15 protein-coding genes are annotated in these 15,732 nt (G+C 41.2%); all 15 read left to right on the top strand.

Annotation, left to right across the window (positions count from 1 at the left end):
• Nucleotides 1-9 precede the first annotated feature (9 nt).
• The 15 genes from KGY70_04115 (at nt 10) to buk (ending at nt 15,701) form a co-directional block, all read left to right on the top strand.
• The gene (locus tag KGY70_04115) at nt 10-618 is read left to right on the top strand and encodes a TetR/AcrR family transcriptional regulator (GenBank protein ID MBS3774347.1); all 609 of its coding nucleotides are present in this window, start codon (nt 10-12) and stop codon (nt 616-618) included.
• Nucleotides 615-1,880, top strand: a complete 1,266-nt coding sequence (locus tag KGY70_04110) for a TolC family protein (GenBank protein MBS3774346.1) — start codon at nt 615-617, stop codon at nt 1,878-1,880. Before KGY70_04115 ends, KGY70_04110 begins: the two co-directional genes overlap by 4 nt.
• Before the next feature lie 11 nt (nt 1,881-1,891).
• Nucleotides 1,892-2,779 (top strand): HlyD family efflux transporter periplasmic adaptor subunit, encoded by an 888-nt coding sequence (locus KGY70_04105; protein ID MBS3774345.1) that lies wholly within the window; start codon nt 1,892-1,894, stop codon nt 2,777-2,779.
• Nucleotides 2,780-2,887: 108 nt separating this feature from the next.
• Nucleotides 2,888-3,796, top strand: coding sequence for an ABC transporter ATP-binding protein (locus KGY70_04100; protein ID MBS3774344.1), 909 nt, complete (start codon nt 2,888-2,890; stop codon nt 3,794-3,796).
• Nucleotides 3,797-3,804: 8 nt separating this feature from the next.
• On the top strand, nt 3,805-4,530 hold the full coding sequence (locus KGY70_04095; GenBank protein ID MBS3774343.1) for an ABC transporter ATP-binding protein: 726 nt from the start codon (nt 3,805-3,807) through the stop codon (nt 4,528-4,530).
• A 28-nt stretch (nt 4,531-4,558) separates the two neighbouring features.
• Nucleotides 4,559-5,665 carry an ABC transporter permease gene (locus tag KGY70_04090; protein ID MBS3774342.1) on the top strand — a complete coding sequence of 369 codons (1,107 nt, stop codon included), beginning with the start codon at nt 4,559-4,561 and terminating at the stop codon, nt 5,663-5,665.
• A gap of 22 nt (nt 5,666-5,687) precedes the next feature.
• Nucleotides 5,688-6,806, top strand: a complete 1,119-nt coding sequence (locus tag KGY70_04085; protein ID MBS3774341.1) for an ABC transporter permease — start codon at nt 5,688-5,690, stop codon at nt 6,804-6,806.
• A gap of 428 nt (nt 6,807-7,234) precedes the next feature.
• On the top strand, nt 7,235-8,653 hold the full coding sequence (locus KGY70_04080; protein MBS3774340.1) for a tetratricopeptide repeat protein: 1,419 nt from the start codon (nt 7,235-7,237) through the stop codon (nt 8,651-8,653).
• 12 nt (nt 8,654-8,665) lie between these two features.
• On the top strand, nt 8,666-9,451 hold the full coding sequence (locus tag KGY70_04075; protein MBS3774339.1) for a phosphosulfolactate synthase: 786 nt from the start codon (nt 8,666-8,668) through the stop codon (nt 9,449-9,451).
• Nucleotides 9,452-9,533: 82 nt separating this feature from the next.
• Nucleotides 9,534-10,472 carry a DUF368 domain-containing protein gene (locus tag KGY70_04070; protein MBS3774338.1) on the top strand — a complete coding sequence of 313 codons (939 nt, stop codon included), beginning with the start codon at nt 9,534-9,536 and terminating at the stop codon, nt 10,470-10,472.
• Nucleotides 10,469-11,224: a shikimate dehydrogenase gene (locus KGY70_04065; GenBank protein MBS3774337.1), complete on the top strand. Its 756-nt coding sequence runs from the start codon at nt 10,469-10,471 to the stop codon at nt 11,222-11,224. Before KGY70_04070 ends, KGY70_04065 begins: the two co-directional genes overlap by 4 nt.
• 199 nt (nt 11,225-11,423) lie before the next feature.
• Nucleotides 11,424-12,446 carry a phosphate acetyltransferase gene (gene pta / locus KGY70_04060; GenBank protein ID MBS3774336.1) on the top strand — a complete coding sequence of 341 codons (1,023 nt, stop codon included), beginning with the start codon at nt 11,424-11,426 and terminating at the stop codon, nt 12,444-12,446.
• 12 nt (nt 12,447-12,458) lie between these two features.
• The gene (locus tag KGY70_04055) at nt 12,459-13,670 is read left to right on the top strand and encodes an acetate kinase (GenBank protein ID MBS3774335.1); all 1,212 of its coding nucleotides are present in this window, start codon (nt 12,459-12,461) and stop codon (nt 13,668-13,670) included.
• A gap of 26 nt (nt 13,671-13,696) precedes the next feature.
• Nucleotides 13,697-14,590, top strand: coding sequence for a bifunctional enoyl-CoA hydratase/phosphate acetyltransferase (locus tag KGY70_04050; GenBank protein MBS3774334.1), 894 nt, complete (start codon nt 13,697-13,699; stop codon nt 14,588-14,590).
• A 31-nt stretch (nt 14,591-14,621) separates the two neighbouring features.
• Complete coding sequence (buk, locus tag KGY70_04045) at nt 14,622-15,701, top strand: butyrate kinase (protein MBS3774333.1); 1,080 nt, start codon at nt 14,622-14,624, stop codon at nt 15,699-15,701.
• The last annotated feature ends 31 nt before the right edge of the window (nt 15,702-15,732 follow it).

Below are 15,732 nucleotides of genomic sequence, written 5' to 3'. Positions count from 1 at the left end.
ATCAATTTTATGACAGAAAAAATAGAAAATACAGAAGAGCGCATTCTTCATGCTGCCAAACAGGTATTCCTCAAAAAGGGTATGGCAGGGGCAAGGATGCAGGAAATAGCAAATGAGGCGGGAATTAACAAATCATTGCTTCACTATTATTACAGGAGCAAAGATAAGTTGTTTCTGGCTGTATTTCGCCTGGCCATCCGGGATTTCATTCCTGAAATCAAGAGCATCATCTTTTCCGGAACATTGATCACTGAAAAAATTGAAAGATTTGTGGAGGAATATATGAATGTATTGCTTAACAATCCCTTTGTTCCTTTATTCATTTTACAGGAGATACAGCGGGAGCCGGACCGGCTCTTGAATATTTTCCTGGAAGAAGGTATTCATCCTCAGTTGGTCCTGGAACAATTTGAAAAAGCCATTCAAAATGAGGAGATAAGAGCAATAGATCCGAAGCATTTACTTATTAATATTTTGTCGTTATGTATCTTTCCGTTTGCCGCCCGTCCCATGATGCAACGGATGCTTTTTGAGAACGACAGCGAGGCTTACAAGGAATTTCTTAATGAAAGGAAAAAAATAGTATCTGAATTTGTGAAAAATGCCATTAAAAAATGAAACAACTCATTATTATATTTTTATTGGTTGCACAGGTTTCAATAGCCCAGCAAAAAGATTCACTCGATATTTTCAAATGTTTTGAAGCAGTGGAAGCAAATCATCCCCGGGCAGGGGAGAAACCGATAATTGACGAACAAACCAGGCTGAAAATTAACAATTTGAGATCTCAGTGGTATCCCTCTCTTGAGATGAATGCCCAGGCTTCTTATCAGTCTGATGTTGTGGAGATAGATGTAAATCTTCCCTTTGATGCGGATTTCCCTTCACCTTCAAAAGATCAGTACAGGGTGACCATGGATGTAAACCAGAGGATCTACGACGGGGGTGTAGTAAAATATTCGGAAAACATGGAACGCATGGGTAAAAAAGTTGAAAAACAGTCTGTGAAAGCGGATCTTTATCAGATCAAGGATCAGGTGATGGAGGTTTATTTTGGCATCATGCTTTTCCAGAAACAGAAAGAGGTTCTGCAAGCCACCATGAAGGAACTGAAAACAAAGATCAAAAGTGTAAAGTCGGCAGTGGATAACGGAACACTGCTTCCTTCCGATCTGAAAAACCTGCAGGCCGAACGGCTCAATATAGAGCAGAAGCTGGATGATCTGAACAGCCGGATACAAACAAGCTATGGGGTGTTGAACAAACTCACGGGCATGGAAACTGATACTTCAACCGAACTTGTATTGCCTGAAATTACGCTCAAAAAGGAAGGAAGTTATCACAGGCCTGAAAATGAATTGTTCAAAATGCAAAAAAATCAACTGGATACACAAGAAAAGCTTATTCAGGCCCAGAAGATGCCTAAGGTTTTTGCATTCGGACAGTTGGGTTATGGTAAACCGGGCCTGAACATGTTAAATGATGAGTTTGATCCCTTTTATATTGTAGGGGCCAAACTTTCCTGGAATATCTGGGACTGGAACCGGACCAAAAGAAAACGTCAGCTTGCCAGGCTGCAGAAAAACAAGATTGATGTTAAAGAGAATGCCTTCAACCAAAAAGTAGACATTCAACTGGAAAAAATTGAGGCGGATATTTCAAAATTAAAAAAAACCCTTCAACGGGATAAAGAGATCATCGGTTTAAGACAGGAGGTGATACGTAGCTCGCGTTCAAAGCTGGAAAATGGAGTGATCACTTCTGCCGATTACATCACAGACCTGAACCGGCTTACCAAAGCAAAAATCACTCATGAACGCCATAATATTGAATTGTTGAAAGCCAAATTAAACCATTTATTTACTATCGGAAAGATATAAATGACGAAATTATGAGGATAAAAACAGTACACATAGCAGTCGGAATCGTTTTGATAACATTAACAGCCTGTACCTCAAATGAGGATAAGTCAGACGCATATGGCAATTTTGAATCCAAAGAGATCATTGTATCTGCAAAATCTCAGGGTGAGATTCTGAGTATGGATTTGGAGGAAGGGGAAACGTTGCAGGCGGAAAAACTGATCGGATGGATAGACACCTCCTTGCTGGCCGTGAAAAGAGAACAGCTCAAAACCCAAAAAGGCTCACTGAACGCCAAACTTGCCAATATAAACGCACAGGCTGAAGTACAAAAAGAGCAGATCGAATCTCTTCTTACTGAAAAGAAACGCATTGAGAAGTTATTGGAAGATGATGCTGCCACGGAACAGCAATTCGACAACATTCAGGGAAGACTGAATGTGGCCCGCAAAAAACTGGAATCCATTCATACACAGAAACAATCGGTTTATTCGGAGATGCAGGTACTTGAAAAACGCATCAAAGAAGTGAATACCCAGATGGATCAATGCAGGATAACGAATCCTGTCAAAGGAACGGTGCTTGAAAAATATGTTGAGCCCTCCGAGATCGCTGCACCGGGAAAAGCCCTTTATAAAATAGCCGATCTATCCAAAATGACTTTAAGGGTTTACATCAGCGGGGCTCAGCTTCCTGATGTCAAGATTGGCCAGGAGGTAGAAGTGCTGATTGACAAGAATAAAAAGGAGAATCAAAAGCTCAGTGGAACCGTATACTGGATCTCACCCAAAGCTGAATTTACCCCCAAAATCATTCAAACCAAGGAGGAAAGGGTTGACCTGGTATACGCGGTAAAAGTCCGGGTAAAGAATGAGGGAAGAATCAAAATTGGTATGCCCGGGGAAGTTAATTTTTAAGTTGACAGCTTGCTATATTGTAGAACCCAATTAAAAATAAAAAAATTTGCGAAAGAGTTGGCAATTGCCAACTATATTAGAATAAAATGATTACTGTAAAAAAATATTATGAGCTCAATAATTATTAATTCACTAACAAAATCCTACGAAAAAACAGTGGCTCTGGACGATGCTTCTTTTGTGGTAGAGGAGGGTGAACTTTTCGGATTGATCGGACCCGACGGAGCAGGCAAAACAACACTTTTCAGGATACTGGCTACTCTGCTGATACCAGATGGAGGCACTGCCAAAGTTGAAGGATGGGATACGGTGACACACTACCGGGATATCCGCAGGATTATGGGTTACATGCCTGGTCGCTTTTCTCTTTATCAGGATCTTTCTGTGAGGGAAAACCTGGAGTTTTTTGCCACCATTTTTGATACCACCATTGAAGAGAATTACTATCTGATTGAGGACATTTACAAACAAATCGAGCCTTTTAAAGACCGGCTGGCCAGAAATCTCTCAGGGGGAATGAAACAGAAGCTGGCACTGAGCTGTGCACTCATTCATAAGCCTTCGGTATTGGTGCTGGATGAACCCACAACCGGTGTAGATGCTGTTTCCAGAAAAGAATTCTGGGAAATGCTGATGAAATTGAAAAAACAGGGTATTACCTTACTGGTTTCCACTCCTTATATGGATGAAGCCGGTATATGCGATCGTGTAGGCCTTATACAAAACGGACAAATCATGAAGATCGATCCCCCGGATAAGATACTGGGAGACTATCCCGGTACCATTTGGGCTGCCAGGGGAGAGAGTCAATACAGGTTGTTGCAAAATATCCGGGATTATGAAGGGGTTGCTTCGGTTTATCCTTTTGGTGAATACATCCACTTTACTCCTCAATACCGGACATTTGAAAAGGAAGAGCTGAGGAAGTTCTTAATATCAAGAGGTCACCAGGATCCGGAGATAATGCAAGCCGAGCCAACGATTGAAGACTGTTTTATGGACTTAATGAATAAATAGCAAATCCGATGGAATTATCTTATATCATCGAAACAAAGAATATGGTGAAAAAATTTGGCGATTTTACGGCCAATGACCACCTGACTTTGCAGGTGCGAAAAGGAGAAATTTTTGGTTTTCTCGGGGCAAATGGCGCGGGGAAAACAACAGCCATAAGGATTTTATGCGGGTTGTCGGCTCCAACGTCAGGAGAAATCAAAGTGGCCGGATACAATGTGTATAAGGAAACCGAAAAAATCAAGAAGAGCATTGGTTATATGAGTCAGAAATTTTCGCTCTATGAAGATCTGACGGTGGGCGAAAATTTTAGGTTTTACGGCGGCATATATGGTTTGCCGCGCAAAAAGATCAGAGACCGAACGGACTATTTGCTTAAAAAACTGAATTTCACTCATGCTTACAATTATAGAATTTCATCTGTACCATTGGGATGGAAGCAAAAGCTTGCATTTTCCATAGCTGTCATCCACGAGCCCCGGATTGTTTTCCTGGATGAGCCTACCAGCGGAGTGGATCCCATCACCCGGCGGCAATTCTGGGAGATGATCTATGAGACTGCGGCAGGAGAAGTTACAGTATTTGTCACCACCCATTATATGGATGAAGCCGAGTATTGCGACAGGGTTTCCATCATGGATCAGGGCCGGATTGAAGCCATGGATACGCCCCGAAATCTCAAGAACAGATATCAGGCTTCAAATATGAACGATGTATTTGTGCGGATTGCCCGATAATTATACAATCAACTTACTGTAAGAATATATGAAACGTTTCAGAGGATTTGTAAAGAAGGAGTTTATTCATATTTTCCGCGATGTACGAACCTTGCTTATTTTATTCGGCATGCCCGTGGCCCAGATATTGATTTTTGGTTATGTGGTAACCAATGAGATTAAGGAAGCCAGAATTGCGGTTTATGACAAATCCAATGATCATATTACCAGAGAAATTACGGATAAACTGGTTTCCTCTGATTATTTCATACTTTCAAAGAATATCCGGGATCATAGGGAAATAGAAAAAACTTTTGAGAAAGGAGAAATCAAGGAGATCATCGTTTTTGAACAGAATTTTGCCGAAAAGCTGACCAACGAAAAATCGGCAACGGTGCAAATCCTTCTCGATGCAACAGATGCGAATATGGCCAACCTGCTGCAAAGTTATACTTCGGGTATCATCAGGGATTATTCAAGGGATATAAGAGTCAGCAACAATGAAATGCCCCAAATGGTGATAAAACCCCGGATGTTGTTCAATAATGAGCTGAGGGGGGTGTACATGTTTGTCCCTGGTACCATGGCGCTGATTCTTATGCTCGTCACTGCTATGATGACATCAATATCCATTACCCGGGAAAAGGAAATGGGCACTATGGAAGTGCTATTGGTTTCACCATTGAAATCCATTCAGATCATTGCAGGAAAAGTCTTTCCGTATGTATTTCTGGCCTTCCTGAACGGAGTAACCATCATTGCCCTGGGATATTTCGTGTTTGGAATGCCTGTAAACGGAAGCCTGATTCTGCTGTTGCTGGAAACCCTGCTATACATCATCATGTCGCTTTCACTGGGTATTTTTATTTCAACAATCAGCAATAGTCAGCAGATGGCCATGTTCATTTCTATGTTTGCTCTTTTACTGCCCACCATGCTGCTTTCCGGATTTATTTTTCCCACTGAGAACATGCCCTGGCCGCTTCAGTGGTTGAGTACCATCATTCCGGCAAAATATTATATCATACTCATCAAGAATATTATGATTAAAGGAACCGGATTGCTTTATATCTGGAAGGAGACACTTGTATTGTTACTTATGACGGGTATATTTATTGGTTTGAGCATTAAAAATTTCAAGATCCGATTGGAATAGACAGTGAAAAGGTAGCTAACAAATGAGAACCATTGCTTACATATTGCAAAAAGAATTCATCCAGATATTGCGGCATCGGACTATGCTGGCTATGATTATCGTCATGCCCTTTGTACAGCTTTTAATCCTGGTCAACGCCGCCACTTTTGATATGAAGAACATAGACATTTATGTGGTAGACCGGGACCAGTCATCCACCTCCAGAAAGTTGGTAAATAAGTTTGAAGCCTCGCCGTTCTACAAAATAACAGCCCGCTCTTTCAGTGTTAATGAAGGTATGGGTAGCATACTCAAGGATGAAGCGGATTTAATATTACAAATTCCGGATCACTTCGCTCATAATCTAAGAACAGAAAATCAGGCAGATGTTCAATTGCTTATCAATGCCATTAATGGAAATGCTGCAGGACTGATCAATGCCTATTCTTCCGAAATCATTTCGGATTATAACCGCAATATTGCTATAAAATGGAGCAATCAACCACAGTTGGCCGGGAATCAACCTGTCGAAATTGTCTATTCCTTCTGGTACAACCCTGAAATGAACTATAAGATATACATGGTACCCGGAATACTGGTGATCCTGGTAACCATCATCAGTCTTTTCCTTACCGCTATGAACATAGTCCGAGAAAAGGAGATGGGAACCATTGAGCAGATTAATGTTACCCCCATAAAAAAGTATCAGTTTATCATTGGTAAACTGTTGCCTTTTCTGATCATTGCCCTTTTTGAGCTGGCCTTTGGCCTTTTTCTCGGCAGGCTGATATTCAGCGTTCCCGTAGTAGGTAACCTGCCGTTGCTTTTTGGTTTTGCCATCATCTATCTTTTGGTTATTCTTGGATTTGGCTTATTCCTTTCTGTCATCTCCGAAAATCAGCAACAAGTCATGTTCGTCACTTTCTTTTTCATGCTGGTATTCATTTTGATGAGCGGAATTTTTACACCCACTGAAAGCATGCCGGATTGGGCGAATAAGGTAAATGTCATCAATCCGATAGCTTATTTTATGAGGGTTATACGCATGATCCTTTTAAAAGGCTCGGATTTCAGGGATATTTTGCCAGAATTTTACAGTTTGTTGATCTATGCCTTTGTTAGTCTGGGTTTGGCTGTATGGCGATATCGAAAGACTACTTAACCTTTATTTTATGGGCGTTTTGAAAAAAGTTTCAAAAATGTCGACACGAATGATTTTTATTTCCAATAAAAACAAATGCCTTCGCTTTATTCAGTATAACACAAGTTTGCTTTCGTGCAAAATATTCCTTAACTTTAACACTTAAATAGTGTTTGTCTATAAAGGCAAATAGATTATATAGCCCGAAAAATTCAAGAATTATTCCTGTCTCCAACAGCGACTAAGTTCACTAAAATTTTTTTCAACAATTTAAGTTTCCCGAATCAAGTTCGGGACAGGCTACCTAAGTCGGGGTTAATACCGCCTTGCGATACAGGCTCTGCATTTTATTCATATTTATAAAAATTTATGAATAATGCAGGATAGAATGGAGTTGACTTGTTAATAACAAAATTATTTATAGATTTACAGCAAATTTATGGGTGTTTATGAAAGGGGATTTTGAAAATAATTTTTTCAATAACAGGGAGTTCGGAGCCCTGGTTTCAAAGTATGAACAAATGCTTAAAAACAGGTTGAATTATTACTTTGATGTGGAGGATTTTGAGCAGATTGTGGAATATTATATGGATATGGATCAGAACGGGAAAGCCTTGAAAGCGATTGAATATGCATTTCAGTTACATCCTGACGCACTGCCTCTGCGGATCAAAAAAGCCCAGATCCATCTTAAAGAAAAAAAACCCGAAAGGGCATTGAATACTTTAGAAACGATTGAAAATATTGAATCCATGAATTCTGATATATATCTGACGAAAGGGCATTCCCTGTTACTTTTGGGAAATGTTGCCGATTCCGAGGAATATTATGACAAAGCATTGACTCTTGCCGGGGACAAAGAGGAAAGACTGGAAATGCTGCAAAATATCTCGCAAACATTGCAGTTTTCCGATTTATATAAAGAGGCAATAAAATATCTGTATGAAGCTTACGAACTGGACAGGGAAAATCTGATGGTGTTGTATGATCTTGCTTATTGTTATGACCGCTCAGGAGATACCGAACAGAGCATTGCCTATTATAACCATTATATTGATATAGAACCTTATTCGGAACATGTGTGGTTTGCTCTTGGCAATTTGTATAACAAAATTGGTGAAACAGATCATGCTATAGAATCATATGAAATGGCTGTTGCAATAAATCCTGAATATATTGATTCAATTTATGAGCTGGCTGTTCTCCTGGAAGATAATTATCAATATGCCAAAGCGATTCAATATTATCACCAATATCTTTCATATGAACCTGAATCGGCAGAGACTTATCTTTTCATTGGCAACTGTTATTATTATTTAAATGAATATGATAAGGCTCTGGAACATTATAAAAAATCTTTAAAAATTGAAGAAAACAATCCGGAAGTGGCTTATTCCATCGCCAATCTGCTCTGCAAAAAAAAGAAATACTGGGATGCTTTGTTTCATGCAAAAAATGCCACCCATCTGGATGAAAACGATCCACGCTATTACGTGCTTTACGGGAAGATCAATGCCCGCCTGAAAATGCATAAAGAAGCGGCCCGGGCATTTCATCAGGCCCTGGAATTGAAGCCTGAAGTGTTCTATCATTGGATACTGCTAACCGATGAACTGATTATAGAAAGGAAATACGATAGAGCACTTCAATATTTACTGGACAGTATGGAATTTCACGGAAATAATGCATTAATCCTTTTCCGGATAGCCGCGTTGTATTATAAAACCCACAGCCTAAGAAATTCATTGAAATTTTTTAAAAAGGCTATGTTGATGGATGAAAAACTGTATAATGAATTTTTTAAGATCTGTCCCGAAGCAAAGCGATCCAATGAGATCAGGAAAGTATTGAATGATCAAATCCTTTAAAAGTAAGCTTATATGAATGCAAACTTGCCACACATCCCAAACAGAGAGTGTAAAAAAAGAAACATGGGTATTACCATGGTAATGGATAAAGGGCTAAGTATTAATGAAGTCAAAAATTTCATTCAGGTTTCGGGAGAATATGTAGATTATGTTAAGCTTGGTTTTGGCACGGGAATGATTACACCCAAACTGGAAGAAAAGATCAAATTATATAAAGAAGCTTCAATAGAGCCTTATTTTGGAGGTACACTTTACGAAGTATTTAAGATTCGCGATCTTTTTGATCAATTCATGGAATTTATTGACAAGTATCGGATGGATGTGGTTGAAGTTTCAGACGGAGCCATCAACATGTCACATGACAAGAAACTGGAGGACATCTCTCGGCTGGCGGAAAACCATACGGTACTCTCGGAAGTCGGATCCAAAAAGGCAGATGAGATCATTACACCCGAAGCCTGGAAATCACAGATTAAGTCGGAACTGGATGCCGGAAGCCATAAAGTGATTACCGAGGCCCGCGAAAGCGGCACCATAGGTATTTTCAATAAAAATGGTACAGCCAGGGAGGATTTGATCGATGACATATCTCATCATGTAAAGATAGAAAATATACTTTGGGAGGCACCCCAAAAATCCCAGCAGGTTTGGTTCATAAAACATTTTGGAAACAATGTCAATCTCGGAAATATCGCCCATAATGAAGTCATCCCTTTGGAAACCCTTCGTTTGGGATTAAGGGGTGATACATTCTTCGAATTTTTGCCCGATGAACTGAAAGACAATTCTGGAAATTAAACGTAAAAATTGAAATTTTCCGTTAATGCCCCTCCTTCTTCCCGGGGGGAGCCTTAATAGTAATATCATCATTGAAGACATCATGAGCAGAAAGTTAATCAACTACATTGTATTGACCCTGAAAGGAATGGGAATGGGAGCCGCTGATGTGGTTCCCGGCGTATCAGGGGGAACCATTGCTTTCATTACAGGAATTTATGAAGAACTGGTTTATTCAATTAAATCAATTGATGCAGGAGCAGTAAAACATCTGTTTAAGCAGGGAGTCGGTGCTTTCTGGAAACAGATCAACGGAAATTTTCTTGTTGCGGTTTTTCTGGGAATACTGATCAGTGTATTCTCGCTGGCCAATCTTCTGGAACATTTACTGCAAATGTACCCAATTCTCGTGTGGTCGTTTTTCTTCGGGCTCATAATAGCTTCGGCAATCTATGTGGCAAAAAAGATTACCCATTGGAATTTACAAAAAGCAGCAGGTTTAATCGGCGGAATTCTGGTGGCCTATATGATTACTGAACTTACACCTTCCCAGACTCCTGAGGCTACATGGTTTATATTTATCTCCGGGGCTTTGGCTATCTGTGCCATGATTTTACCGGGAATTTCCGGCGCTTTTATCTTGCTGCTTCTCGGCAAATATCAATTCGCTATTGAAGCCGTCGGAAACCTGGACATATCGGTTCTGGGAATCCTTGTTGTTGGAGCTTTGGTAGGCCTTATAAGCTTTTCCAATCTTTTATCATGGCTTTTGAGGAAGTATCATGATGTGACCATTGCAGTACTGTCAGGATTTATGATAGGTTCACTCAACAAGATCTGGCCCTGGAAAAAAACGGTTACTACTTTTGTCGACCGTCACGGTGAAATCCAGCCTCTTGTACAAAAAAACGTGTTGCCTTCCGACTTTGCAGCCCATACCGGCCAGGATCCCCTTTTATTGCAGGCACTGATAATGGGGGTTGCCGGCTTTGCAATGATTTTTATTATTGAAGGTGTCGTCCGTTCAAAACCCAAATTATGAGACTATACGGATTAATAGGTTATCCATTGTCCCATTCATTTTCGCCGGGATATTTCAAGGAGAAATTTGACAAAGAACAGATTGATGCCGTCTACAAAAGTTTCTCTCTGGAAGATATATCCGAATTTCCTTCACTGATTGAACAGCAACCTGACCTGTGCGGACTTAATGTCACCATTCCCTACAAAGAGCAAATCATTCCTTATCTTGACGATGTTCAGGGAGACGCAGCAGAGATCCGTGCAGTCAATACCATTGCGTTTGACCGGTCTCAATCTGCTCTCACATTGATCGGTTTCAACACCGATGCTTATGGTTTTGAGCAATCCATACGGTCCCATCTCGGGAATCAACATACCAAAGCCTTGATATTAGGCACCGGCGGATCATCCAAAACAGTTGCTTTTGTATTAAATAAACTCAATATTGCTCATGTTTTTGTCACACGCCGTGAGCGAAAAGAAAACCAAATAATCACTTACAATGATCTAACTGTTAATACGATCAAAGAATACCGGCTTATCATCAACACTACACCCGTAGGGATGTATCCCAATATATCTAAAAAGCCCGAAATCCCTTATGAAGGCATTACGCCTTCCCATATGCTGTTCGATCTCATATACAATCCGCCTTTAACCAGTTTTTTGCAGGAAGGAAAAAGGAGAGGGGCGGCTGTGGAGAATGGCCTTAATATGTTGAAGCTACAAGCGGAAGCCTCCTGGGCCATTTGGACCAGATATCAACCTTAAGCCAGGTATAACATAATTTTCCGGTGGCTTTACAACCGTTTTATTTAGAATTGCTTCGGAGTAGATTAGAAAATACTGCATATACGTTGTTGTATAACACATAGTGAGCTGACATATTTCATGATTTAAATTATTTAAAACGATCAATTTTCATTATCTTTACATAATTTTTGTAAAATATATAAACGACTGATAAACAATGAATCTTTTGGAAGACCTAAAAAAAAGTGCCAAACAATTGAATAAGCGGATTATTTTACCGGAGTCTACGGAGGAACGAACGTTGAAAGCTGCGGATCATATACTTAAAGAAGGTATTGCGCAGATTATTTTGCTTGGTCGGCCAGATGAGATAAATCAAGCTGCTGCAGAGTATAATCTCAAAAACATTAAAAATGCTACCATCATTGACCCCGGGAATAATGATAAAAAACAAACTTACATTGATCTTCTCGTGAAGGCAAGAGAACATAAAGGCATGACTAAGGAGGAAGCGGCGGAACATGTTCTGAATCCATTATGCCTGTCCCCTTTGATGATAAAAAACGGCGATGCCGATGGAAGCGTTGCGGGTGCCAAGAACTCCACAGGCGATGTGTTACGTCCTGCTTTTCAGATTCTTAAAACCAAGCCGGGAATCAATATCGTATCCGGAGCTTTCTTTATGACATTGAAGGACAAAAGTTTCGGTGAGAATGGCTTGCTGGTTTTTGCGGATGGTGCGGTCAATCCGAATCCTAATGAAGAACAGCTTGCCGAAATTGCCATTTCTACTGCCGATACCACCACAAAGATAACTGGTATTGAACCCCGTGTGGCTATGTTAAGCTTTTCCACTTATGGAAGCTCAGAGCATGAATTGGCAGAAAAAGTGGCCAATGCCACCGACATTGCACGGGAAAAACGTCCTGATTTAAGAATAGATGGGGAGCTGCAGGCTGATGCTGCCCTGGTTGAAAAAATCGGCCAACGTAAAGCCAAAGGCAGTGACATAGCCGGTAAAGCCAATGTATTGATTTTTCCTTCGCTTGAGGCCGGGAACATAGGTTACAAACTTGTACAACGGCTGGCCAATGCAACGGCTACCGGACCGGTATTGCAGGGACTGGCTGCCCCGATCAACGACCTCTCAAGAGGCTGTTCTGTTCAGGATATCATGGATATGGTAGCCATCACCTCCAATATGGCAGCAGATACAGTAGATGCAAATGTTGATAAATAAAAAATAAGAATTATGCAGGTATTGGTATTAAATTGCGGAAGTTCATCGATAAAATTTCAGCTTTTCAATATGGAAACTTCTGCCGTTTTGTCTAAAGGGATTGTTGAAAAAGTAGGCGCCGACAACTCTTTTATCAAAATTGAGACGAACGGTAATAAGGAGAAGCTGGAGTATAATATCCCCGATCATACAAAGGGGGTTGAAACCATTCTTGAATTGCTGGTAAATGAAGCATATGGTCCATTGAATAGCTATGGGGAAATTGATGCTGTTGGACATCGTGTGGTTCATGGAGGGGAACATTTCAGCGAGAGTGTACTTATCAATCAGAAAGTGATTGATACCATTGAAGAGCTCAGCGCACTGGCCCCCTTGCACAATCCCGCCAATTTAAAAGGAATCTATGCCATACAAAAGCTTTTGCCTAAGGTACCGCAGGTGGGAGTATTTGACACCGGGTTCCATCAAACCATGCCAGACTACGCCTATTTTTATGGTCTTCCTTATGAAATGTATGAAAAATACGACTTGAGAAGATACGGTTTCCACGGAACAAGCCATCGTTATGTGTATGAACGGGCTTGTGAGGTTTTGGGTGTCAATAAAGAGGATCAAAAAGTGATCACCTGTCACCTGGGTAACGGAGCTTCTGTTACTGCTATTGACCGGGGAAAATCTGTAGATACTTCTATGGGACTAACACCGGTTGAAGGTTTGATCATGGGAACCCGTTGTGGCGATCTCGATGTGGGGGCGCTGACCCATATTATGGAAAAAGAGGATATGGGTGTTGAAGAAGTTGATCGATTAATTAACAAAGAGAGCGGTATGTATGGCATATCAGGAGTATCTTCTGATATGCGGGAAATCCGTGAAGCAGCCAGAGAAGGCAGCAAAAGAGCAATACTTGCCCTGAAAATGTATGATTACCGGGTAAAAAAATACATCGGTGCTTATACCGCAGCTATGGGCGGCGTTGATATCATTGTTTTAACCGGTGGAGTGGGAGAGAACGATTATGAAACCCGGGAAGGTTGCCTGAAAGATTTGGAATATCTGGGCGTTGAGTTCGACTCTCAGAAAAATGATCAGCACAAGCTGAAAGATATAAATAAAGAATTAATCATTACAAAAGATCATTCAAAGGTTACAGGCATTGTGGTACCAACCAATGAAGAACTTGTGATTGCGAGAGATACACAGGAAATTGTTGGTAAGGCTTAAAAATAGAAGCTAAACATTACCGGCTCATGCTTAAAAAACTGGATGAATTAACGGATATAGCAAGACAAAAGAATGTGAGAAAGCTTGCTGTAGCTGCTGCAGGAGATAGACTTGTATTGGAAGCGGTGCAAAAAGCTGTTGACAATGGGATCATCATACCTGTATTGGTGGGAGACCAGAAAAATATTGAACAGATAGCCGGTAAGATTGGGTTTGACCTGACAAACTTTGACATATACAACCAGCCTGATCCTGCTGAAGCTTCGCGCCAGGCAGTTTCATTGATCAGGCAGGGTGAAGCGGATATTCTTATGAAGGGGCTGGTGGGCACAGCCCCTTTATTGAAAGCAGTATTGAATAAAGAAGAAGGGTTAAGAAAAGGGGGTACGCTGAGCCATTTTGCCCTTATTGAGTCGCCCCATTATCATAAATTATTTGGCGTAACCGATGCAGGCATGAACATCGCCCCCGAATTTCAGGAAAAGGTTGACATGGTGAATAACGCTGTAGAAATATTTCATAGTCTGGGCAATCCGGAGCCTAAAGTGGCAATCATCGGTCCCCTGGAAGTAGTGAATCCAAAAATAGAATCTACAGCCCATGCAGCTATGCTTTCGAAGATGAACGAACGAGGACAGATTAAAAGATGTATGATAGACGGCCCCTTTGCTATAGATAACGCCGTTTCTAAGCGTGCAGCCGAGCATAAAGGTGTCTCCGGAAATGTGGCAGGTGATGCTGACATTCTAATGACACCCGAACTGAACAGTGGAAATGTGCTCTACAAAACACTGATGTTTCTTGGTGGATGTACCTCAGCCGCAATCATTATGGGAGCGCGAGCACCAATTGTCCTTACTTCGCGTGCCGATACAGAAAAAAGCAAAATGATGTCCATAGCTCTTGCTGCCGCTATGTAAATGGATAAAAGCGCTATAAAATTTTATTCATATGCCAAAGCGATACCTTATCCTCACCATCAATCCCGGATCTACTTCAACCAAAATTGCCGTATTCAGAAATCTCAAACCTGTCTTTCTGAAAAACCTTGCGCATTCCGTGGAAGATCTGCAACAATATGAACGGATAAGCGATCAGTTTCAGTATCGCAAGGATATGATCCTGAACGAGCTAAAAGAATCTGAAATAAGGATCAATGAAATTTCTGCAGTTGTCGGCCGGGGAGGTCTTATTCGTCCCGTAGAATCAGGTGTGTATGAAGTAAATGAACCGATGATTAAGGATCTGAAGGAAGGATGGCTTGGGGAGCATGCCAGCAATCTGGGCGGATTGATCGCTCATGATATCGCCCGGTCTCTTCCCAATGCCCGGCCACTTATTGCAGATCCGGTAGTGGTTGATGAAATGCAGGATGTGGCAAGAATATCGGGCCATCCAAAGTTTGAGCGCGTATCCATATTTCATGCGCTCAATCAAAAAGCCATTGCCAGGGTCCATGGCAAGTCCATCGACCGAAAATATGAAGACCTCAATCTGATCATTGCCCATTTGGGGGGTGGAATTTCCGTGGGAGCCCATAAAAAAGGAAAAGTAATTGATGTAAACAATGCCCTCGACGGAGATGGCCCGTTTTCTCCCGAACGAAGCGGAACATTACCGGTTGGGCAGCTCGCCAGGTTATGCTTCAGCGGTGAATATTCCTATGAAGATGTGGATAAAATGATAAAAGGGAAAGGGGGGCTGGTAGCCTACCTGAATACCAACGATGCATATGAAGTGGAATTGATGGTGCACGAAGGCAATGAAAAAGCCAAAATGATACAAGATGCCCTTTGTTATCAGGTAGCCAAAGAGATAGGGGCAATGGGCGCTGTCCTTCAGGGAGAAGTGGATGCCATCATTTTAACCGGAGGCATTACACATAATCCTTCGGTAGTGGATTATATAAGAAGTATGGTGCGGTTTATCGCTCCGGTGGCTATATATCCCGGCGAAGACGAAATGCAGGCGCTTGCCGAAAACGGTTTGCGGGTACTGAAAGGAGAAACTGAAGCGCTTGAATATAAATAATTTGCTCTCCAGCATTTAGCCTGGATTATTC

It is taken from the genome of Bacteroidales bacterium (assembly GCA_018334875.1).
Lineage (GTDB): Bacteria > Bacteroidota > Bacteroidia > Bacteroidales > UBA12077 > JAGXLC01.
Note: the sequence above shows the minus strand (reverse complement) of the source record. Positions and strands in the feature narration are given on the sequence as shown.